At 62.6% G+C, this 22,196-nt stretch carries 21 protein-coding genes and 1 pseudogene; 18 read left to right on the top strand and 4 right to left on the bottom strand.

Translation table 11 applies throughout. The features are described 5' to 3' along the window. Window positions 1–135 precede the first annotated feature (135 nt). Window positions 136–1,428 carry an MFS transporter gene (locus tag U4Y90_RS21950; RefSeq protein ID WP_321797821.1) on the top strand — a complete coding sequence of 431 codons (1,293 nt, stop codon included), beginning with the start codon at window positions 136–138 and terminating at the stop codon, window positions 1,426–1,428. 77 nt (window positions 1,429–1,505) lie between these two features. On the opposite strand, the gene U4Y90_RS21945 is transcribed toward U4Y90_RS21950, so the two are convergent. Continuing rightward, the gene (locus tag U4Y90_RS21945) at window positions 1,506–2,633 is read right to left on the bottom strand and encodes an aminotransferase class V-fold PLP-dependent enzyme (RefSeq protein ID WP_321797819.1); all 1,128 of its coding nucleotides are present in this window, start codon (window positions 2,631–2,633) and stop codon (window positions 1,506–1,508) included. 422 nt (window positions 2,634–3,055) lie between these two features. Between U4Y90_RS21945 and U4Y90_RS21940 the strand changes: the two genes are divergently transcribed. Then, a complete protein-coding gene (locus U4Y90_RS21940) occupies window positions 3,056–4,636 on the top strand; it encodes an isocitrate lyase (protein WP_321797679.1) in 1,581 nt (526 codons plus the stop codon). A gap of 108 nt (window positions 4,637–4,744) precedes the next feature. Here the strand turns inward: U4Y90_RS21940 and U4Y90_RS21935 are convergent. Next, a pseudogene (locus tag U4Y90_RS21935) lies at window positions 4,745–4,966 on the bottom strand (YbhB/YbcL family Raf kinase inhibitor-like protein); the annotation flags it as partial. Between the two features lie 170 nt (window positions 4,967–5,136). Here U4Y90_RS21935 and U4Y90_RS21930 point away from each other — a divergent pair. Beyond that, window positions 5,137–5,901 carry a Fic family protein gene (locus U4Y90_RS21930; protein ID WP_321797677.1) on the top strand — a complete coding sequence of 255 codons (765 nt, stop codon included), beginning with the start codon at window positions 5,137–5,139 and terminating at the stop codon, window positions 5,899–5,901. A 58-nt stretch (window positions 5,902–5,959) separates the two neighbouring features. Here U4Y90_RS21930 and U4Y90_RS21925 read toward each other — a convergent pair whose 3' ends face one another. Further along, a complete protein-coding gene (locus tag U4Y90_RS21925) occupies window positions 5,960–6,535 on the bottom strand; it encodes a nuclear transport factor 2 family protein (protein WP_321797676.1) in 576 nt (191 codons plus the stop codon). An 80-nt stretch (window positions 6,536–6,615) separates the two neighbouring features. On the opposite strand from U4Y90_RS21925, the gene U4Y90_RS21920 reads away from it, so the two are divergent. Next, a complete protein-coding gene (locus tag U4Y90_RS21920; protein WP_321797674.1) occupies window positions 6,616–7,158 on the top strand; it encodes a MarR family winged helix-turn-helix transcriptional regulator in 543 nt (180 codons plus the stop codon). Window positions 7,159–7,178: 20 nt separating this feature from the next. Here U4Y90_RS21920 and U4Y90_RS21915 read toward each other — a convergent pair whose 3' ends face one another. After that, window positions 7,179–8,390, bottom strand: coding sequence for an IscS subfamily cysteine desulfurase (locus tag U4Y90_RS21915; RefSeq protein ID WP_321797672.1), 1,212 nt, complete (start codon window positions 8,388–8,390; stop codon window positions 7,179–7,181). A 271-nt stretch (window positions 8,391–8,661) separates the two neighbouring features. Here U4Y90_RS21915 and U4Y90_RS21910 point away from each other — a divergent pair, with 271 nt between their 5' ends. From U4Y90_RS21910 to U4Y90_RS21845, 14 genes are all read left to right on the top strand, one after another. Continuing rightward, window positions 8,662–9,192 carry a flavin reductase family protein gene (locus U4Y90_RS21910; RefSeq protein ID WP_321797671.1) on the top strand — a complete coding sequence of 177 codons (531 nt, stop codon included), beginning with the start codon at window positions 8,662–8,664 and terminating at the stop codon, window positions 9,190–9,192. A 32-nt stretch (window positions 9,193–9,224) separates the two neighbouring features. After that, window positions 9,225–10,706 carry a 4-hydroxyphenylacetate 3-hydroxylase family protein gene (locus U4Y90_RS21905; protein WP_321797669.1) on the top strand — a complete coding sequence of 494 codons (1,482 nt, stop codon included), beginning with the start codon at window positions 9,225–9,227 and terminating at the stop codon, window positions 10,704–10,706. 42 nt (window positions 10,707–10,748) lie between these two features. After that, the gene (locus U4Y90_RS21900) at window positions 10,749–11,135 is read left to right on the top strand and encodes a cupin (RefSeq protein WP_321797668.1); all 387 of its coding nucleotides are present in this window, start codon (window positions 10,749–10,751) and stop codon (window positions 11,133–11,135) included. 2 nt (window positions 11,136–11,137) lie between these two features. Further along, entirely contained in the window at window positions 11,138–12,481 is a 1,344-nt protein-coding gene (locus tag U4Y90_RS21895; protein ID WP_321797666.1) for an amidase, read from the top strand. Window positions 12,482–12,517: 36 nt separating this feature from the next. Next, window positions 12,518–13,741: an ABC transporter substrate-binding protein gene (locus tag U4Y90_RS21890; protein ID WP_321797664.1), complete on the top strand. Its 1,224-nt coding sequence runs from the start codon at window positions 12,518–12,520 to the stop codon at window positions 13,739–13,741. Between the two features lie 11 nt (window positions 13,742–13,752). Further along, window positions 13,753–14,442, top strand: a complete 690-nt coding sequence (locus tag U4Y90_RS21885; protein ID WP_321797663.1) for a DUF2848 domain-containing protein — start codon at window positions 13,753–13,755, stop codon at window positions 14,440–14,442. Window positions 14,443–14,491: 49 nt separating this feature from the next. Beyond that, window positions 14,492–15,262: an ABC transporter ATP-binding protein gene (locus tag U4Y90_RS21880; protein WP_321797661.1), complete on the top strand. Its 771-nt coding sequence runs from the start codon at window positions 14,492–14,494 to the stop codon at window positions 15,260–15,262. Continuing rightward, window positions 15,243–16,007 (top strand): ABC transporter ATP-binding protein, encoded by a 765-nt coding sequence (locus U4Y90_RS21875; protein ID WP_321797659.1) that lies wholly within the window; start codon window positions 15,243–15,245, stop codon window positions 16,005–16,007. Before U4Y90_RS21880 ends, U4Y90_RS21875 begins: the two co-directional genes overlap by 20 nt. Before the next feature lie 14 nt (window positions 16,008–16,021). Then, on the top strand, window positions 16,022–16,906 hold the full coding sequence (locus U4Y90_RS21870; protein ID WP_321797658.1) for a branched-chain amino acid ABC transporter permease: 885 nt from the start codon (window positions 16,022–16,024) through the stop codon (window positions 16,904–16,906). A gap of 8 nt (window positions 16,907–16,914) precedes the next feature. Next, window positions 16,915–17,949, top strand: coding sequence for a branched-chain amino acid ABC transporter permease (locus U4Y90_RS21865; RefSeq protein WP_321797655.1), 1,035 nt, complete (start codon window positions 16,915–16,917; stop codon window positions 17,947–17,949). Between the two features lie 189 nt (window positions 17,950–18,138). Further along, complete coding sequence (locus U4Y90_RS21860; protein WP_321797653.1) at window positions 18,139–19,257, top strand: ABC transporter substrate-binding protein; 1,119 nt, start codon at window positions 18,139–18,141, stop codon at window positions 19,255–19,257. A gap of 18 nt (window positions 19,258–19,275) precedes the next feature. Next, entirely contained in the window at window positions 19,276–20,214 is a 939-nt protein-coding gene (locus U4Y90_RS21855) for an ABC transporter permease subunit (RefSeq protein ID WP_321797651.1), read from the top strand. Next, window positions 20,211–21,002 carry an ABC transporter permease gene (locus tag U4Y90_RS21850; protein WP_321797650.1) on the top strand — a complete coding sequence of 264 codons (792 nt, stop codon included), beginning with the start codon at window positions 20,211–20,213 and terminating at the stop codon, window positions 21,000–21,002. The genes U4Y90_RS21855 and U4Y90_RS21850 overlap by 4 nt, the downstream gene beginning before the upstream one ends. Before the next feature lie 19 nt (window positions 21,003–21,021). Next, complete coding sequence (locus U4Y90_RS21845) at window positions 21,022–22,092, top strand: ABC transporter ATP-binding protein (RefSeq protein ID WP_321797649.1); 1,071 nt, start codon at window positions 21,022–21,024, stop codon at window positions 22,090–22,092. Window positions 22,093–22,196 lie beyond the last annotated feature (104 nt).

Below are 22,196 nucleotides of genomic sequence, written 5' to 3'. Positions count from 1 at the left end.
ACGATGATGGAGAATGGCGTGCAACGGGCAGCAACCTCGACGGCCCGCGAGAATGTTCGTGACTCGGTGGCGAGTTCGGACGGTCACGCGGGAAGCTACGCCGGACGCAGCAAAGCGCGGTTTCTGATCGTGTTCATGTTGTTCCTCGTCACGACGATCAACTACGCGGACCGCGCGACCATATCGATTACCGGTTCGTCCATCCAGAAGGCATTGCACATCTCGCCGGTCGAGATGGGATATATCTTTTCGTCGTTTGCATGGGCGTACGTGATCGCGCAGATTCCAAGCGGCTGGCTGCTCGATCGCTTCGGATCGAGGCGCGTCTACGCGTTCAGTATCTTCTTCTGGTCGATTCTCACCGCGGTTCAGGGCTTCGTGGCGGCGTTGCCGGTCGGTGTCGCCTTCGCGACGCTTTTCCTGATGCGCTTTCTCGTCGGGGCAGCAGAGGCGCCGGCGTTTCCCGGCAACGCTCGTCTGACCGCCTCCTGGTTCCCGACCGCGGAGCGCGGCACGGCATCGGCGATCTTCAACTCGGCGCAGTACTTCGCCACCGTGCTGTTCTCGCCGATCATGGGCTGGATCACCCACACCTATGGCTGGCCTCAGGTCTTCTATGCAATGGGCGGCCTCGGCATCCTCGTCGCCGGACTGTGGCTCAAGACCATCTATGCGCCGCGCCAGCATCCGCTCGCGAACGACGCAGAGGTGCGCTACATCGCCGACAACGGCGCGATGGTCGACCTTGAAGACCAGCAAGTCGCGAAGGAACGCCGTGCCGCGCAAGTACATGCAAAGAACCGGCACGGTCGCCATGCACTCGCGCAACTGCTGAAGAGCCGCATGATGCTCGGCGTCTTCATCGCGCAGTACTGCATCACCACGCTCACGTATTTCTTCCTGACCTGGTTTCCGATCTACCTCGTACAGGAGCGGCATATGTCGATCCTGAAGGCGGGCTTCGTTGCATCGATCCCGGCGATTGCGGGCTTTCTCGGTGGCGTGCTCGGCGGTGTGGTGTCCGATCGACTGATGAAGCACGGCTTCTCGACGAGTACTGCGCGCAAGGTGCCGATCGTCGTCGGCTTGCTGCTGTCGACGTGCATGATCGCGTGCAACTACGTCGACAACCAGTGGCTCGTGATCGGCATCATGGCGGCGGCGTTCTTCGGCAAGGGCATCGGTGCGCTGGGCTGGGCCGTGGTCTCGGATACCGCCCCCAAGCAGGCGAGCGGGCTGTGCGCGGCGCTCTTCAATACGTTCGGCAACACGGCCGGCATCACGACGCCGATCGTCATCGGCTATCTGGTGCAGGGAACGGGGTCGTTCGCGGCGGCGCTCGTTTTCGTGAGCGCCAATGCGTTGGTCGCGATCGTTTGCTATCTGTTCGTCGTCGGCAAGATCGAGCGTTTCGAGCTGGCTGAATGAAGGCGATGGCGACCCGCTTCGCGGGCGCGCAAACGCCCGGCTGGCAGGCTGTCGACGAAGGATGTTTCAACAGCCTGCTAAACGATGCTATCCAGCGCCCTGGCGAACCGCGCGACCGTGCCTTCGACATCATGCAGTTTGTCCAGCCCGAATAGCCCGATGCGGAAGGTCTTGAAGTCCTCAGGCTCGTCGCACTGAAGGGGAACGCCGGCCGCGATCTGCAAGCCGGCATCGGCAAATTTCTTCCCGGATCGTATGCCGTCGTCGTCCGTGTAGCAGACCACGACGCCCGGAGCCTGAAATCCTTCGGCCGCCACGCTTCTGAACCCTGCGGCAGTCAAGAGCGAGCGAATGCGCGAACCGAGTTCGAGTTGCTCCGCTCTGACTTTGTCTAACCCGTACGACTCGGTTTCCTTCATGACGTCGCGCAGCGTCGCTAGACTGTCCGTCGGCATCGTGGCGTGGTACGCGAACCCGCCGTCCTCGTAGGACGCCATGATCTGCAGCCATTTGCGAAGATCGCAAGCGAAACTGGTGCTGGTTGTCGAGTCGATTCGTTCGCGGGCGAGCGGGCTGAGCATGACCATCGCGCAGCAGGGCGACGCGCTCCATCCCTTTTGCGGCGCGCTGATCAGCACATCGACGCCACTGGCTTGCATGTCCACCCAGATCGTCCCGGAGGCGATGCAATCCAGCACGAACATGCCGCCGACGGCATGAACGGCGTCGGACACCGCGCGCAGATAGGCATCGGGCAACATCATTCCCGATGCGGTTTCGACGTGCGGCGCAAAAACCAGATCGGGCTTGTTTTCCTTGATCGCGGCGACCACTTCTTCGATCGGAGGCGGTGCATAGGCGGCCTGTCTCCCTTGTTCGACCGGGCGCGCTTTCAGCACCAAAGACTCCGACGGAATGCTGCCCATGTCGAAAATCTGCGACCAGCGGAAGCTGAACCAGCCATTGCGAATGACCAGACACTTTCTGTTCGTCGCGAACTGCCGGGCAACGGCTTCCATGCCGAACGTGCCGCTGCCCGGGACGATCACGGCTGAATGCGCGTTGTAGACCTTTTTCAGGACATCGGATATGTCGCGCATGACGCCCTGAAAGAGCCGCGACATGTGATTGACCGATCGGTCGGTGTAGACGACCGAGTATTCGAGGAGTCCCTCGCGGTCGACATCAGGAAGTAATCCCGGCACGTTCGCCTCCAGTATTGAACGAATAGTTATTTGATCGCGCATCGCAACTGCGGTCTGTCTGGACAGACGTGCGCGAATTCACGCCGCGAACTCACCCCGATAGTAATCGTGATCGAGATATCCGCGCTTGTCCTCTCTCCGAACTTGCCTTGCCTCCAAGAACCGAAAGCGCGTTTCACATCGCGGGAAGCTCGTCGAATTTTCGCAGCATTCTTTTTTCGTCGCTTGAAAACATGTTTTGCATTGCAAAAATGATTGTGTATGTCGTTGAAAAATAAGCGTAAATCGCGTCTTATGTCTTATATAAGACTTCGCCCGGAGCCATCAAACGGCGGTACTATTGAGTCATGCAGTTCGCTGCGACAAACGTAGCGACACGCTGACCCATCTAGTCAAACGCGCTTTGCTCTCAGGAGAGTCACATGGCCCAATATCAAGACGACATCAAGGCAGTTGCTCGTTTGAAAGAGACTCACGGCAGCGCCTGGAATGCGATCAACCCCGAGTACGCCGCGCGCATGCGTGCCCAGAACAGGTTCACGACGGGTCTGGACATCGCCAAGTACACCGCGAAGATCATGCGCGCCGACATGGCTGCCTACGACGCCGACCCGTCGAAGTACACCCAGTCGCTCGGCTGCTGGCACGGCTTCATCGGCCAGCAGAAGATGATCTCCATCAAGAAGCACTTCAACAGCACCGAGCGCCGTTACCTTTACCTGTCCGGCTGGATGGTGGCCGCGCTGCGTTCCGAGTTCGGCCCGCTGCCCGACCAGTCGATGCACGAAAAGACTTCCGTCAGCGCGCTGATCCGCGAGCTGTACACCTTCCTGCGCCAGGCCGACGCCCGTGAGCTGGGCGGCCTGTTCCGCCAGTTGGATGCCGCAGAGGGCGCTGCGAAGGCTGCGATTCAGGAAAAGATCGACAACCATGTGACGCACGTCGTGCCGATCATCGCCGACATCGACGCGGGCTTCGGCAACGCAGAAGCAACGTATCTGCTGGCCAAGCAGTTCATCGAAGCGGGCGCGTGCTGTATCCAGATCGAAAACCAGGTGTCCGACGAGAAGCAGTGCGGCCACCAGGACGGCAAGGTCACCGTGCCGCACGAGGACTTCCTCGCCAAGGTCCGCGCGATTCGCTACGCCTTCCTGGAACTGGGCGTGGACGACGGCATCATCGTGTGCCGTACCGACTCGCTGGGCGCGGGCCTGACCAAGCAGATCGCCGTGACCCACACGCCGGGCGACCTGGGCGATCAATACAATTCCTTCCTCGATTGCGAAGAGTTGTCCGCCGACGAACTGGGCAATGGCGACGTGATCATCAAGCGCGACGGCAAGCTGCTGCGCCCCAAGCGCCTGCCGAGCAACCTGTTCCAGTTCCGCGCCGGCACGGGCGAAGCGCGCTGCGTGCTGGATTGCGTCACCGCACTGCAAAACGGCGCGGACCTGCTGTGGATCGAAACCGAAAAGCCGCACATCGCGCAGATCGGCGGCATGGTCAGCGAGATTCGCAAGGTCATCCCGAACGCGAAGCTGGTGTACAACAACAGCCCGTCGTTCAACTGGACGCTGAATTTCCGTCAGCAGGCCTATGATGCGATGAAGGCTGCGGGCAAGGATGTGTCGGCATACGACCGCGCCCAGTTGATGAGCGTGGAATACGATCAGACCGAACTGGCGCAACTCGCCGACGAGAAGATCCGGACCTTCCAGGCCGACGCGTCGCGCGAAGCCGGCATCTTCCATCATCTGATCACGCTGCCGACGTACCACACTGCCGCACTGTCGACCGACAATCTGGCCAAGGAATATTTCGGCGACCAGGGCATGCTGGGCTATGTGGCTGGCGTGCAGCGCAAGGAAATCCGTCAGGGCATCGCGTGCGTCAAGCATCAGAACATGTCCGGCTCGGACATCGGCGACGACCACAAGGAGTATTTCAGCGGCGAAGCGGCCCTGAAAGCGGCGGGTAAAGACAACACCATGAATCAGTTCTGATACCTGCAGTAGTAGCAACGAGAAAACGCCGACCCGGACAGGGTCGGCGTTTTTTATCTGGCGCGATGGCTCGCGGGCCGCCGGCCAGCCGGCATCGAGTTCGATGCATCAGTGCTCGAATGTACCGAGCAATTCGGCGTGCGTTACTACATGGCCTTTCATCGCTTGCTCCAGCGCTGCCTTGGTGGGATGGTGCAGATCGGGCAGCACCGTGTCGAGCGCGTACAGCTTATGGACATAGCGATGACGGCCGACCGGCGGGCAAGGGCCGTTATATGCGGCACGCTGGACGTCGTTGGTGCCCTGCAGCGTGCCTGCCGGAAGCGCGGCCGGGTCGGGATGCCGCGCAACCGCGCATCGTCGTGCTCCATCCTTATCGTGGCGACATTGAAAAGCTAGTTCAGGGCGAGGCCGAATTCAATAAGCGCGCCGCGCGCTACCATGACTGGAATCGTCCTGGCTGGCCAGGCAGGCACACAGGCGATACGGAGTTCGGAGCCATGGACTCGTCTCTGCGACGGATGCTTGAAGCAATCGATGCCGACAAGGCGAAACTGGACGCGATGCGTCCGCTATCGCCTCCGGCACTGGCTGCGTTGCGGGAAAGGCTCAGGCTGGAATGGACGCCTCACGCGAATGCGATCGGGCAACGCACTCGCTTACTGCGCGAGACTCAGGTCGTGCTCGACAACATGACGATGGACGGCAAGTCGCTGCGGCAGCATTGCGAGAGCATGGGCCATCGCGACGCGATGCGCTATCTGGAGGAGCTTGTCGCGAAGAACGAGCGCCTGTCTGCATGGCAGATCCGCAACATCCATAACATCGTGCTGAAAGGGCGCGTCGGTGAGGAAGCATGCCGGTATCGCCATGTGAATGTGGCGATTGCCGGCGCGCGTACCACGCCGCCGGACTTCCTGGATCTGCCGGCCGAACTGGCCGCCCTCGTCGAATGGCATGCGGACGCCGGGAACATGCATCCCGTTGAGCGGGCCGCGGAACTCCATACGCGGTTCGTCAGGATTCATCCTTTCGTCGACGGAAACGGCAGGACAGCGCGGCTGCTTTTGAATGTCGAGTTGATGAAATCCGGTTATCCTCCGGCCGATATTCGGAGCGAAGATCGCGCGACGTATTGCGACTCGCTGGATGACGCTTGCGTGAGCAATGACTATACGGGCATCGTGCGCCTGATCGCCGGATCGGTGCAGCGGTCATTCGACATCTACCTCGACGCACTTGGATTGCGTGTCGAGGGTTCTTGATGAGCCGCCGCGCGCGCTCGATGTCCGGTCGGACGGCGTTCTCGCCGGTCATGCAAGGTCAAACAAAATGTGTGAGCGCAGTCGCGAAGGCGGTGTCCGGATTCATCGTCAGAAGTGGTTCCATCGACCGATGGATGTCCGATCGCTGCAGCCAGGGATAAGGCAGCAACGCCTGCAGTGCCCGAAGCTTGTCGGCGCCGGGATCTTCGAACCCATCCATACGCTCGATAGCGATATGCAAGCCGGCGATTCTGTCGGACCCATCGTCCATACGCGCGATGCGCCATCGATACGTGCCCTTGCCGAGCCGCAGCGCCTCGTTGTCCTTCTGCCGCATCACGACGAACCACGGCATCGTGCAGACGCCATCCGCGTTCACTTCCGGCGCGGCGCACATGTAATAAGTGCGGCAACGATCGAACCGCTCGCCGAAATCCGAGACGAGCGTTTTGGCGATCGCGGAAGCGCCCGACACGCTTCGGGGAAAGTCGATGGCATCGGTCGCGATGTCGAACGTCAGCGCGGCATCGGCGGCGAAGCACGCGAAAATCAGTTCGGGCTGGTTCCGATCCTTCGCGCGGATATAACATTCGAGCAGCGACCGGACGGACGTGATCGAGATTGCAGGGTTCATGTTTGGAATCTCCGTTTTAAGCTTTGACGTATAATTATTTTTAAAAGGTAACTACATTAGCATCCGGGAGCTTGAGTGTCATGCCGAAGCAGATCGACGAATCCGCTCTGACCATTACGAATCCAGCGTGCCTCGTCGACGGGACGGACACGGAATTCCGCCATCTGATCAACGGTCTCCTGCCGTTCGCGGCACGGCTCCTGTCCGTGCGCGACGGCTTCGGGACGCTCATCGGGCTCACCGGAATCCAGTATTCGCTGCTCGTCTCCGTCGCGCATCTTTCGCACGGCGAGGCGGTGACGGTGAATCGGCTCGCCGACCATCTGCATCTGAGCGGCGCTTTCGTCACGATCGAAACCGGCAAGCTCAAGAAGCTCGGCTTCATCGATAAACGCTCGGACCCCGACGACAAACGCAAGATGCGTCTCACGGTGACGTCGGCCGGGCTGAAGCTGCTTCGGGAACTGGCCGCGACGCAGCAACGCATCAACAACGTGCTGTTCGAAGGCGTGACGAAGACCGAGTTCAAGGCGCTGTGCTCGGTCGTCGACCGGCTTGTTGCCAATGGCGACCGCGCGACGCTCGATCTCTCGCATCTGATCGCACGGCAGGAGAAGTCGTGACCGCGCCGCGCGCTGCGTGATCAGTGCGCGGCCCACTGAATGGTGTTCGGGTCGATGCCTTCCAGATGCATGTCCCACAGCGGGCTCAGCGTGCGCAACCTGATCACGGTTTCCTGAACCTGGCGGATCACTTCGTCGACTTCCGCTTCGGTCGTGAATCGGCCGAGCGTAAAGCGGATCGAGCTGTGCGCCAGTTCATCGCTGCGACCGAGCGCGCGCAATACGTATGACGGTTCGAGCGATGCCGACGTGCACGCCGATCCCGACGACACCGCGACACCCTTGATGCCCATGATGAGCGATTCACCTTCGACGAAGTTGAAGCTGACGTTCAGGTTATGCGCGATGCGCCGCGTCAGGTCGCCGTTGACATAGACCTCGTCGAGATCCATGAGGCCCGCGAGCAACCGGTCGCGCAACGCACCGACTCGCCGGCTTTCGCCTTCCATCTCTTCTTTTGCGAGCCGAAACGCTTCGCCCATGCCGACGATCTGATGCGTCGGCAAGGTGCCCGAGCGCATGCCGCGTTCGTGACCTCCGCCGTGCATCTGCGCTTCGATGCGCACGCGTGGTTTGCGCCGCACGTACAGCGCGCCGATGCCTTTCGGGCCGTAGACCTTGTGCGCGGTGACCGTCAGCAGATCGACATTGAGCGCGCCGACATCGATGCTGATCTTGCCTGCTGCCTGCACCGCGTCGCAATGAAACACGATGCCTTGCTCACGGCATATCGCGCCGATCTCGGCGATCGGCTGCACCACGCCGGTTTCGTTGTTGACCATCATGACGGACACGAGCACCGTATCGGCGCGTAGTGCCGCGCGCAACGTGGCGATGTCGAGCAATCCATCCTGGCCGACGTCGAGATACGTGACGGCGAATCCTTGCCGCTCCAGTTCGCGGCACGTATCCAGCACCGCCTTGTGCTCTGTTTTCACCGTCACGATGTGACGGCCCCGTCCCTTGTAGAAGTTCGCCGCGCCCTTGAGCGCGAGATTGTTGCCTTCGGTAGCGCCCGACGTCCAGATGATTTCGCGCGGATCCGCGTGCAGCAGACCGGCGACATGGCGGCGCGCCATATCCACCGCTTCCTCGGTTTCCCAGCCGTAGGCGTGGCTGCGCGATGCCGGATTGCCGAAGCGCTCGTAAAGAAACGGAACCATTTTTTCGACGACGCGCGGATCGACGGGCGTCGTCGCGCTGTAGTCCATGTAGATGGGGCGTGAGGTCATTGATCGTGCTCCAGTGCAACGCCTTCTTCAAAGCGAGAAGTCTCGTAACGGAAGTTGGCCGCAGTGTAGCCCGGACACTTGCTCGTTCTGGCCAACACCCATTCGTCGAGTAGGGTTGTCTTTTATACAAAGCTTTTTTACCGAGGGTAAACGATAGCTTGAACAAGACAATCTTTTGCCATTTAATAAAAGCTAAGAAACAAAGCTAAATAACAATCCAAATGTGTTCTGACGAAGGCGTCGCCGGCAGCGCGGCGCGAAGGAGAACGAGATGAAAGACAGCATCGTAGTGGCGAGCGGCGATCCGGAAGTGCAGCGTCGGTTCCGCTCAGCATTGTCCATGTTCGCGACGGGTGTCGCGGTCATCACGGCGCCGAGGCGCGAAGGAGCGCCGATCGGCATGACGGTCGCGTCGTTCAATTCGGTGTCGCTCGATCCGCCGCTGATTCTGTTTTCGGTGGACCGGCGCAGTTTGAGCCTCGCCGATCTGTGCGTGGCCGGCGGTTACGCGGTCAACGTGCTCGAAGAATCGCAGCAGGACATGTCGAACCGTTTCGCGAAGGCCAACGGCGACAAATGGAGCTGGCGCGATCCGGCAACCGACGCGTGCGACGCGCCGGTCCTGCTTCCGGACACCCTCGCGACCTTCGAATGCGAACCCTACGCGCAATACGACGGCGGCGACCACGTGATCTTCGTCGGCCGCGTGACGCGTCACCAGACGCGCTCGCAAGGACGTCCGCTCATCTTCTTCGGCGGCCGCTATCACACGCTCAACGGCGTACCCGCAGCGTCGGCCTGAAACGGCGGACGAACTCATTCCTGGAGAACATCATGATCAAGAACGGCACTCAACACATTGCGTCACTGCGCGACGGACGTCAGGTCTATCTCGACGGCAAGGCGGTCGGCGACGTCACCGCGCACCCTGCATTCCGCAATTCGATTCGCAGCTACGCGAGCCTTTACGACTACCAGGCGCGTCCGGAAAACGTCGAGAAGATGACATTCGTTTCGCCGGATTCGGGCAATCGCGTGAGCCGCATCTGGGAACTGCCGACGTCGTACGAGCAACTGGTCGAGCGGCGCTCGGCGCTCGAAGCATGGACGGAGTTGCATTTCGGCTTCATGGGCCGCTCGCCGGATCACGTCGCGTCGTGCATCTCGGGCATGTTCATGGGCATCGATCTGTTCGAGCAGTACGATCCGGCGCGCGCCGGTGCGCTGCGCGACTATTACAGATATGCCCGCGACAACGATCTGTTCCTCACCTACGTGATCGTGAATCCGCAGGCGAATCAGTCGAAGTCGGCGCACGAGCAGGAGGACAAGTATCTCGCGGTGGGCATCGTCGATCAGGATGCGGAAGGCATCACGGTGCGTGGCGCGAAGATGCTCGCGACGAGCGGCATCATGGCGAACGAAGTCTTCTGCAGTTGCATTCAGCCGCTGCGTGAAGGCGACGAGATGTATGCGCTGTCGTTCGCGATTCCGATGAATGCGAAGGGCATGAAGGTGATGTCGCGCAAGTCATACGAGGCGCACGCGCAGTCGGTGTTCGACAATCCGCTGTCGAGCCGCTACGACGAGAACGACGCAGTGCTGTATTTCGACGACGTCAAGGTGCCGTGGGAGCGGATCTTCGTCGCGGGCGATGTCTCGATGTGCGCGAAGCAGTTTCATGCGACGCCCGCGCACGTCTACCAGAACTACCAGTGCCAGGTGCGCCTGATGACGAAGCTGCGCTTCCTCGTCGGCCTCGGCCTCAAGATATCCGAAGTCAACGGCACGAATGCGTTTCCGCAAGTGCGCGAGACGCTGGGCCAGCTCGCCTCGGAAGCATCGATGGTCGAGGCCTATGTGTACGGCATGGAAGCGAAGGGCAGCATCGTCAACGGTTACTACGTGCCCGATCGCAACATGCTCTATAGCTCGCAAGTGCTCACGCAGCAGCTCTATTCGAAGATCCTCACCACGCTGCGCGAACTCGCGGGCGGCGGAATGATCATGCTGCCGTCGAGCGTGCACGACTTCGAGAACCCCGACCTCGCACGCATCATCGAGAAGACGCAGAAGTCGCCCGTCTGCAGCGCCGAAGAGCGCGTGAAGTTCTTCAAGCTCGCGTGGGACGCGGTCGGCTCGGAGTTCGCGTCGCGTCACAACCAGTACGAACTGTTCTATGCGGGCGCGTCGTTCGTCACCAAGGGGCATGCGTATCGCAGCTACGACTGGCGCCGCGCGACCGGTCTCGTCGACAACATGCTGTCCAGCTATTCGCTCGATGCCGAACTGGCGAAGACGCGCCAGGCCGCCTGAGACCGTTCTCGCCCAATCCACGATTTCCAGAAGGAGAAGCACATGGCTATCAACAAACTTCACGACGAGTTCCACGGACTCGACATGGCCGACGGCTGGCAGTTGCCGGAAGGTTATGCGCCCGGTTCCGGCGCACAGGAATTGATCCTCTCCGGCGCGCTCGACACCGGCAACAAGCGCGGCAGCCGCACGCGTCTTCTGCGCCTGCCCGCGGGGATGTACACGACCGAGCCTTTCGTTCACGACTACTGGGAGGAAGTGTTTCTCGTCGAAGGCGATCTCACCGTCGGCAATGACGCCAAAGGCGAGGGCGGCAAGCCGTTCGAAGGCTACACGTATGCGGTGCGTCCGCCGGGCGCGTGGCACGGGCCGTTCAAGTCGAACGGCGGCTGCGTGCTCCTCGAAGTGCATTACTACGATCCGGCCTGATCATGCTGCCCGCTCTCGAAACATTGCGCGCCCAACTTGCCGACGGGCGTCTCGATGCAACGTCGCTCCTCGCGTCGTGCATCGGACGGATCGGCGAAGCCTCGGGCGAAGGTCCGCGCGTCTTTCCAAACGGCGTGAGCGCGGCGGCGAAGGCACAGGCAGCGGCAAGCGATGCGCTGCGCCGTCATGGCGTCGCCGGTCCGCTCGCGGGCATTCCGGTCTCGGTGAAGGATCTCTTCGACGTGCAAGGAGAGATCACGCGCGCCGGCAGCCGGATCTTGCCGGAGCGAGCCGCAACCCGCGACGCGCTCGCGATCGGCAGATTGCGGGCGGCGGGCGCCGTGTTCGTCGGCCGCACCAACATGACGGAGTTCGCATACTCGGGCCTTGGCATCAATCCGCATTACGGCACGCCCGCGAACGCGTTCGACAGGCACGCATTGCGCATTCCGGGCGGCTCGTCGTCGGGCGCCGCGGTGTCGGTGACGGATGGCATGGCCGCCGCGGCGATCGGCTCGGATACCGGCGGTTCGTGCCGCATTCCCGCCGCGTTGTGCGGACTGGCGGGATTCAAGCCGACAGCCGCGCGCATTCCGCTGGACGGCGCGTCGCCGCTGTCGTCGAGCTATGACTCGATCGGTTCGATCGCGCGCAGCGTGGCGTGCTGTGCCGCGCTCGATTCGATCATGGCTGGCGACACGGAACCGGCTTCCGTCGTGGCGCTGCCTTTGCGCGGGCTGCGGCTCGCGATGCCGAAGCACATCGTGCTCGACGACATGGATGCGCACGTCGCCGCGGCGTTCGAACGTGCCGTCGCTCGTTTGACGGCGGCCGGAGCGATCGTGCAGGAAGTCGCTTTCGAGAGCTGGCAGCAGCTCGCGACGCTCGGTCAGCATGGCGGTCTCGTCGCGGCGGAAGCGTGGGCGTGGCACGTCGGCTTGATCAAGCGTCATGCCGACGACTACGACCCGCGCGTGCTTTCTCGCATCAGGCTCGGCAGCGGGCACAGCACCGCCGAGTATCTGCGCAATCGCGCGCTGCGTGCAGCGCTATGCCGGCAAGCCGACGACGAGTTGCGTCCCTTCGACGCGATCGTCTGCCCGACGGTGCCGATCGTCGCGCCGCGCATCGCCGATCTCGACGAAGAGGCGGCATACACGTCGACGAATCGCTTGCTGCTGCGCAATCCGTCGATCGCCAACATGCTCGACTTGTGCTCGGTATCGATCCCGTGTCACGCGAATGGCGACGCGCCCGTGGGCCTGATGCTGACGGGCCGGCACATGAGCGATCGCCGGTTGCTCGCAATGGGCGTCGGTGTCGAGGCAGTCGTGTGCTCGCGTTGATGCGGCACATACCCAATACCTATCAAGGAGACTTCCATGTTCAGGCAACTCGCTTGCACCGCGTTATCCGCCTCCCTTGCGATGACGGCGAGCGCGGCCGATATCAGCGACGGCGTGGTGAAGATCGGCGTACTCACCGACATGTCATCGATCTTCTCCGACATCGGCGGTAAAGGATCGGTCGTCGCGGCGCAGATGGCTGTCGACGACTTCGGCGGCAAGGTGCTCGGCGCGCCGATCAAGGTGATCAGCGCGGATCATCAGAACAAGACGGATGTCGCCGCGACCGTCGCGCGCGAATGGTTCGACAACCAGCAGGTCGATATGGTGCAGGACCTGTTGCCGTCGTCGGTTGCGCTCGCGGTGTCGAACGTGGCGAAGGAGAAGCATCGCATCGCCATTGCGAGCGGCGCGGGCACGACCAAGCTCAGCAATGAAGCGTGCTCGCCGTACACGATCCAATACTCGTACGACACGTTTGCGCTGACGACGAGCCTCGTCAAGGCGATGGCGCGCGCGGGCGACAACTCGTGGTACTTCCTGACCGTCGACTACGCGCTCGGCGCGTCGCTGAAGAACGATTCGGCGGCCGCTTTGAACGCGGCGGGCGGCAGGGTGCTCGGCGAATCGAAGCATCCGATGCATGCAGCGGACCTGTCATCGAATCTGTTGCAGGCGCAGGCGTCGCACGCCAAGGTGATCGGCCTCGCCAACGCGGGCGCGGATACCGTCAACGCGATCAAGACGGCGCGCGAGTTCGGCATCAACGCGCCGGGCAAGCAAAAGATCGCCGGCCTGCAGATGTTCATCAGCGATGTCCACAGTCTCGGCCTCAAGTCCGCGCAGGGAATGATGCTGACGACGCCCTTTTACTGGGACCGCGACGACGCGAGCCGCGCATGGTCGCAGCGCTTCCATGCGAAGACGGGCCGCATGCCGACGTTCATCCAGGCAGGCGTGTATTCGTCGACGCTGCATTACCTGAAGGCCGTGCAGGCGAGCGGCACCGATGCATCCGACGCGGTGCTCGCGCAAATGCGCACGACGCCCGTGAACGATTTCTTCGCGAAGAACGGCGTGATTCGCGCCGACGGTTTGATGGTGCACGACATGTACATCGCCGAGGTCAAGAGCCCGGAGCAATCGAAGAAGCCTTGGGATTACTACACGATCAAGCAGACCATCTCCGCGCAGGACGCTTACGCGCCGCTCGGCGCGAGCCATTGCCCGCTCGTCGCGGGGAAAGTCGCCGGAAAATAAGGGAGTCAGACATGAAAGCCATCACATTCACCATCGAGGATCGCGCCGGCAGCATCGAGCGCGCCATTTCAATCGACACGCTCGTCATCGCGGGCTGGACGGGACGCGACACCGAAGCCATGGAGAAGCATATCCGCGAGCTCGAAGAACTGGGCATCAAGCGGCCCGCGTATACACCGGTGTTCTATCGCGTCGCGGCGGATCGCCTGGGTCCGGCTTCGTCGATGCAGGTCACGGGCGAAGAAAGCAGCGGCGAAGCCGAGTTCGTGCTGGTGAAGGACGGCGGCGAGACGTATGTCGGCGTTGCATCGGATCACACGGATCGACAGGTCGAGGCGTACGGCATCACCGTGTCGAAGCAGATGTGCGACAAGCCATGCGCGAACACGCTATGGCGCCTGAGCGAAGTTGCCGGTCACTGGGACGCGTTGCTGCTGCGTTCCTACGCGACGATCGACGGCGAGCGCGTGCTTTATCAGGAAGGCAAGGTGACCGCGATGCGCTCGCCGCAAGACCTGCTCGACCAGTTCGCGCAACGCGGCGGCGAGTTCGTCGACGGCACCGCGATGCTGTGCGGCACGCTCGCGGCCATCGGCGGCATTCGTCCGGCGCAGCGCTTCGAGACCGTGCTCGAAGACCCGGTTCTCGGGCGCACGTTGCGGCACGCGTATGCGATCGAGACATTGCCGGTGGTCGGCTGATGCGATCGCAATAACGAATCCCGCATCGAATCTGGCAAGGAGAGCCGCGATGACGCATGCAGACATGATTCTGGAGACAAAAGGTTTGACCCGGCAATTCAACGGCTTCACGGCCGTCAACGGCATCGATTTGCGCGTGCGGCGAGGCACGATCCACGCGTTGATCGGACCGAACGGCGCCGGCAAGACCACCTGCTTCAACCTGTTGACGAAGTTCCTCACGCCGAGCGCGGGACAGATTTTCTTCGATGGCCGCGAGATCACGCGTGCCGCGCCCGCGGCGATCGCACGACGAGGCGTGATCCGTTCGTTCCAGATCTCGGCGGTGTTTGCGCATCTGACGCCCGTCGAGAACGTGACCATCGCGTTGCAGCGGCCGCTGCGCGTGTCGTTCAGGTTTTGGCAAAGCGGCGCGTTGCTCGCACGCCTGCGCGAGCGCGCACTCGAACTGCTCGATGAAGTCGGCCTCGCCGCCTACGCCGATCTGAAAACCGCCGAGTTGTCATACGGCCATAAGCGCGCGCTCGAAATCGCGACGACGCTCGCGATGGACCCTGTGCTCATGCTGCTCGACGAGCCGACGCAAGGCATGGGACATGAAGATGTCGATCGCGTGACCGCGCTCATCGAGCGCGTATCGAACGGACGGACGATCCTGATGGTCGAGCACAACATGAAGATGGTGTCGAGCATCGCGGACACGATCACCGTGCTTCAGCGCGGCGAGATTCTGGCGGAAGGCGATTACGCGTCCGTCTCCGCGAACCCGCAAGTGAGGGAAGCATACATGGGGACCGAGAATGAATCGTCCGCACATTGACGACCTGCATCACGAGGGCAACGTCGCCGTGGCATGCGAAGACGCACTTCGGGTCACGGGCCTCGAAGCGTGGTACGGCGAATCTCACATCCTGCACGGCGTGGATCTTCGTGCGGCTCGCGGCGAAGTGGTCACGCTGCTCGGGCGCAACGGCTCGGGCCGCAGCACGACGCTCAAGGCGATCATGGGACTCACCGGTCGCCGCATTGGTTCGGTCCGCATCGACGGCCGGGAGACGATCGGCATGGAGCCGCAGGGCGTGGCGCGCCTCGGCGTCGGATATTGCCCGGAGGAGCGCGGCATCTTCGCGGGGCTGTCGTGCGAGGAGAATCTGATGCTGCCGCCGCGTCTGCACGATGCGAAAGGCACGCCGATGTCGCTCGAAGATATCTACGCAATGTTCCCGAACCTCGCCGAGCGTCGCGCCAGTCAGGGCACGCGGCTGTCGGGCGGCGAGCAGCAGATGCTGGCGATCGCGCGCATTCTTCGCACCGGCGCCAGTCTGCTTCTGCTCGATGAAATCTCCGAAGGGCTCGCGCCCGTGATCGTGCAGACACTAGCGCGCGTCATCCGGCTGCTCAAAGCGCGCGGCTTCACGATTTTGCTCGTCGAGCAGAACTTCCGCTTCGCCGCGCCGCTCGCCGATCGCTTCTACGTGATGGAGCACGGTCGCATCGTCGATGCCTTCGAGTCGGCCCGTCTTGCGGAAAAAACGGCCACGCTGCACGCGCTGCTCAATATCTGATCGGAGCCAACGTCATGGAAATCTTCGGTATGCCGCCGCAGGCGGTATCGGGTCAGCTCGTGCTCGGACTGATGAACGGCTGCTTCTATGCCGTGCTGAGTCTTGGACTGTCGCTCATCTTCGGCCTGTTGAACGTGATCAATTTCACGCACGGCGCGTTCTTCATGCTCGGCGCGCTGTTCGCCTGGATGGGCACGAACTATTTCGGCTTCGACTACTGGCTGATGCTCGTCATCGCGCCGATGGCCGTGGGTGCGCTCGGCATGCTGGTGGAGCGTTCGATGCTGCGTCGGCTCTACAAGCTCGATCATCTTTACGGTCTCTTGCTTACGCTCGGCGTCACGCTGATCTTCGAAGGAACGTCGCGTTCCGTCTATGGCGTCTCGGGCATGTCCTACGCCGCGCCCGACAGCCTTGCGCGCGCCGTCGACCTCGGCTTCATGATGCTGCCGGCGTATCGCGCATGGGTCGTGGTCGCGTCGCTCGCGGTCTGCGCAGCGGCGTGGTGGGCGATCGAGCGCACGCAACTCGGCGCGCTGCTGCGCGCGGCGACTGAGAATCCGCGGCTCGTCGCGGCGTTCGGCGTCGATGTGCCGCGCATGGTCTCGCTGAGTTACGGCTTCGGCGTCGCGATCGCCGCCTTCGCGGGCGTGCTCGCCGCGCCGGTCATGCAGGTGTCGCCGCTGATGGGGCAGAGCATGATCATCACCGTGTTCGCGATCGTGGTGATCGGCGGGATGGGTTCGATCGCCGGATCGGTGCTGACGAGCCTGGCCCTCGGCGTGCTCGAAAGCCTGACGAAGCTGTTCTATCCGGAAGCGTCCGCGACGGTCGTGTTCGCCGTCATGGCGCTGGTTCTGCTCGTGCGTCCCGCCGGGCTGTTCGGTCAATCGAAGTGAGGTGTCTCATGCATAACCGCTTTGCATTCTTCGCCGTATTGGCCGTGCTCGCGGCCGCGCCGTGGGTGGGTGCGTATCCGGTCTTTCTGATGAAACTGATGTGTTTCGCGCTGTTCGCCACCTCGCTGAATCTGCTGCTCGGCTATGTCGGTCTGCTGTCGTTCGGTCATGCGGCGTTCTTCGGGGTGGCGGCCTACGTCGCGGGCAGCGCGGTGCGCGATCACGGCTTGCCGCCGGAAATCGCGTTGCTGCTCGGCGCGGGCGTCGGCGCGGCGCTCGGCTTCGTGATGGGGTTGCTGGCGATACGCCGCAAAGGCATCTACTTCGCGATGGTCACGCTCGCGCTCGCGCAGATGGTCTATTTCTTCTGCGTCCAAGCGCCGTTCACGGGTGGCGAGGATGGCATGCAGGGCGTGCCGCGCGGGCGGCTGTTCGGTGTGCTCTCGCTCGACGACGATCTCGCTATTTACTACGTCATGCTAATCATCAGTGCGATCGCGTTCGCGTTCATCGGCCGCGTGATCGATTCGCCGTTCGGACGGATTCTCGGCGCATTGAAGGAAAACGAGGCGCGCACGATTTCGCTGGGCTACGACGTCGATCGCTTCAAGCTGCTGGCGTTCGTCATGTCGGCTGCGTGCGCGGGTCTCGCCGGTGCGATGAAGACGCTCGTGCTCGGCTTCGCGACGCTGTCCGACGTGCACTGGACGATGTCGGGCACCGTCATTCTCATGACGCTGCTCGGCGGCCTCGGCACGCGCCTCGGGCCGGCGGTGGGCGCGGTGATCGTCGTCGGTCTGGAGACGAAGCTCGCCGCGTTCGGCACGTGGCTCGCGGAGCTTACGCATATCGCGTGGTTCCAGGATCTGGGCGAATCGGTCAGCATCGTAACCGGCGTCATGTTCGTCGCCTGCGTGCTGCTGTTTCGACGCGGCATCGTCGGCGAAATCGCGCAGTGGCTCGGGCGCCGAGGCCGTGACGGGAGCAGGGTGCCGGGAAGTCTCGCGCCTCACGATGGCGTAAGGCCGGTTCAGGCGCCATAGCGCGCCGAACCTGCGTCGGATGTATGCCTGCGAACGGCGGGCGTGTCGCATGACGCACGCCTGCGCAAGCATCCGACAAAAGCCATAGTCATACGTTTTTGGCAGCTTGCAAATTTGAGGATTTGAATCTAGCCTGCATCAGCAATCGGCGGATCTCTTCGACGCACTACCTTCCTGACGGGAGCAGCGATGACGATGAAGCGTAGCTGGATGGGCCGTGTCCTTTGTCTCTGCGCGGCTGCGGGACTGACGGGGGGCGGCATCGTTCCGGCGTCGGCTGCGCCGTCCGACGCGCTCGTGGCCGCCGCCAAACAGGAAGGGCAGTTGACGACGATTGCACTGCCGCATGACTGGTGCGGATATGGCGCGCTGATCGCGGCGTTCCAGACCAAGTACGGCATCCACGTCAACGAACTCAATCCCGATGCAGGTTCGGGCGACGAGATCGAAGCCATCAAGGCGAACAAAGGCAACAAGGGACCGCAAGCGCCCGATGTGATCGATGTCGGCCTGTCGTTCGGTCCGTCCGCGAAGAAGGAAGGCTTGTTGCAGCCTTACAAGGTATCGACGTGGGATTCGATCCCGGCTGCGTCCAAGGATGCAGAAGGCTACTGGTACGGCGACTATTACGGCGTGCTCGCGTTCGAAGTCAATGCGGACATGATCGACAAGGCGCCGGCCGACTGGGGCGATCTGCTCAAATCGGACTATCGCAACGCGGTCTCGCTCGCGGGCGACCCGCGCTCCGCCAATCAGGCCATTCAGGCGGTGTATGCGGCGGGCCTTTCGCAAAGCAAGGGCGATGCGACCAAGGCCGACCAGGCGGGCCTGAAGTTTTTCGCCGATCTGAACAAGAGCGGCAATTTCGTGCCGGTGATCGGCAAGGCCGCATCGCTCGCACAGGGCACGACGCCGATCATCGTGCGCTGGGATTACAACGCGCTTGCCGATCGGGACACGCTCAAAGGCAATCCGAAAGTGCAGGTGATCGTGCCGAAGACAGGCGTGGTCGCGGGCGTCTATGTGCAGGCGATCAGCGCCTATGCGCCTCATCCGAACGCCGCGAAGCTGTGGATGGAATTCCTTTACTCCGACGAAGGGCAACTCGGCTGGCTCGCCGGCTACTGTCATCCGATGCGCTATAACGAGCTCGTCGCACAGAAGAAGGTGCCGCAGGCGCTGCTCGCGAAGCTGCCGCCGGCTTCGGCTTACGGCAACGCCGTCTTCCCGACACTCGATCAGCAAAACGCCACGAAAGAGGCCGTGACCAAGGGTTGGGATCAGGTCGTCGGCGCGAACGTCAAGTAGCCGCGCGAGACCGCAGGGATGAGCGCATCGCCGCAGCCAGGCGCGCCCGGCCCGGATCTCCTGACGCCGGTCACGCCCGCGCCGCAGTCCGGCCCCACGCGCGCAGGCGGTGGCGCGGGCTGGCTGACCTATGCGGGCGTCGCGCCGTTCTTTGCTTTCGCGCTGCTGTTTCTGTTGCTGCCCACGGCTTTTCTGATGATCGGCGCGTTTCAGGATGCGCAGGGGCACTTCACGCTCGCGAATCTTCGCGAACTCTTCCAGCCCGCCGTGCTCGATGCCTACTGGATCAGCGTGAAGGTCAGCGTGGCGTCCGCCGCCGGCGGGGCGATCTTCGGCGCGCTGCTCGCCTGGGCCGCGGTGCACGGCCGGCTGCCCCCGTGGATTCGTCCGACGTTGATGACCTTTTCCGGCGTCGCGTCCAACTTCGCGGGCGTGCCGCTCGCGTTTGCGTTCATCTGCACATTGGGGCGCGTGGGCCTCGTGACCGTGCTGGCGCGCAAATACCTCGGCTTCAATCTGTATTCCACCGGATTCAGCATTCTCAGCTTCCTCGGGCTGACCATCACCTACCTGTACTTCCAGATTCCGTTGATGGTGCTCATCATCACGCCCGCGCTCGACGGTCTGAAGCGCGAATGGCGCGAAGCGTGCGACTGCCTCGGCGGCACGGCGGCGCAATACTGGCGATACGTCGGCTTGCCGGTCCTCTGGCCGAGTCTGCTCGGCGCGACCCTGCTGCTGTTCGCCAACGCGTTCGGCGCGGTGGCCACGGCCTACGCGTTGACCGGCAGCTCGCTCAACATCGTTCCGATCCTGCTGTACGCGCAGATTCGCGGCGACGTGCTGCATAACCAGAACCTCGGTTACGCGCTCGCGCTCGGCATGATCGTGGTGACGGGACTGTCGAACGGCGGCTACATCTGGTTGCGGGCGCGCGCCGAAAGGGGACGCCGATGAAAGCGCAATCGCGCGCCGGCGCCTGGATCGCGATGATCGTCGGCACCCTGTACTTCCTGATTCCGCTCGCCGCGACCTTCGAATTCAGCCTGCGCATGCGTCGCGGCGAATACAGCTTCGAAGCGTATCGCGTCGTTCTCGGCGATCCCCATTTCCAGGCCTCGTTCGGCTATTCGGTTTTGATGGGCTTGCTCACCATCGTGATCGGCGTGCTGCTCGTCGTGCCCACCGCGTATTGGGTGCAACTGCGCTTGCCCAGGCTGCGGCCCGTCGTCGAGTTCATCACCTTGCTGCCGCTCGTGATACCGGCCATCGTGATCGTCTTCGGCTACCTGCGCATCTATAACAGCAGTTCGATCCTGCCGCTCACGAGCAACGAGCGCGCGACCGATCTGCTGCTCGTGTTCGGCTATGTCACGCTGTCGCTGCCCTACATGTACCGCGCCGTCGATGCGGGCATGCGCGCCGTGGACATCCGCTCGCTCACCGAGGCCGCCGAGTGTCTCGGTGCGGGCTGGACGACGATTCTTTTTCGCGTGATCTTCCCGAACGTGCGCTCGGGGATTCTGTCCGGCGCGTTCCTGACGTTTGCCGTCGTGATCGGCGAATTCACGATCGCGAGCCTGCTGGATCGCCCGGCGTTCGGGCCTTACCTGCAACTGATCGGCGCAAATCGCGCTTACGAGCCCTCCGCGCTGGCGATCATCGCCTTCATCGTCACGTGGGCATCGATGGGCCTGATCCAGGTGTTCGGATCGGCGCGCGCGCTGGCCGGCCATAAAACCTGAGCCGACGAGGCCGCGACCCATGCCATTTCTCGAGATCGACGACCTTCATAAAGCGTTCGGGCCGAACGTCGCGCTGCATCGCTTCGACATGAAGATCGAGCAGGGAGAATTCATCACCTTTCTCGGGCCGTCCGGCTGCGGGAAGACCACGGTGCTGCGCATGATCGCAGGATTCGAGACGCCCACGCGCGGCACGATCCGTCTCGGCGGGCGCGACGTCACGCGCGTGCGCACGCGCGATCGCGCCGTCGGCATGGTGTTCCAGTCGTATGCGCTGTTTCCGAACATGACGGTGGCACAGAACATCGGCTTCGCATTGAAGGTGGCGAAGCGCTCGCAAAAGGAGATGGATGCGCGCGTGGCCGAGATGCTCGAACTCATCAAGCTGCCGCATCTCGCCGCGCGCTATCCCTGGCAATTGTCCGGCGGACAGCAACAGCGCGTGGCTCTGGCGCGGGCGCTTGCGAGCAAGCCACAGGTGTTGTTGCTCGACGAACCGCTTTCCGCGCTCGATGCAAAAATTCGCGTGTCGCTGCGCGAGGACATTCGGGCGTTGCAGCGCGAGCTCGGCATTACATCGATCTTCGTCACGCACGATCAGGAAGAGGCGCTGTCGATCTCCGACCGTATCGTCGTGATGAACGACGGCCGCGTCGAGCAAGTCGGTACGCCGCTCGATATCTACAACTTTCCGCGCACGCGTTTTGTCGCGTCCTTTGTGGGAACGCTCAACGTTCTCACTGGCCGTGTGATCGATCCCGGGACTGGGCGCATCGCGGTGCACGGTCAGGAACTGGTGACATCGCGGCCGTTGCCGCCCGATGATGCCGGCAAGGAGCGCCTGCTGGCGCTGCGTCCCGAGGCGATCCTTCTGGAGCCGCCTTCGGGCGGCCGGAATTCGCTCGCGGCGACCGTCGAACAAATCAGCTTCCTCGGTGCCGTGGTGCGTATTCGCGCACGGGTCGGCAATGCGGTCGTTTCCCTCGACGTATTCAACGATCCCAATCGAATCCTGCCCGAACGAGGGCAGCCCGTGGCCCTCGGCTTTTCGCACGACAACCTGCTCGTGCTCGATGAAAACGTGCACTAGTTCATGAATCGTTCGATCTCGATGGCGCCGTGCGTGTGTCGCCATTGCAGTGCCACGGACCGGGCGACATGGCGAGGTTCCTTGCGATCACCGAGCAAATTGCG

Source organism: Caballeronia sp. J97 (genome assembly GCF_905220305.1).
Lineage (GTDB): Bacteria > Pseudomonadota > Gammaproteobacteria > Burkholderiales > Burkholderiaceae > Caballeronia.
The sequence above is the reverse complement of the archived record's forward strand: the minus strand, read 5'-3'. Positions and strand labels throughout refer to the sequence as shown.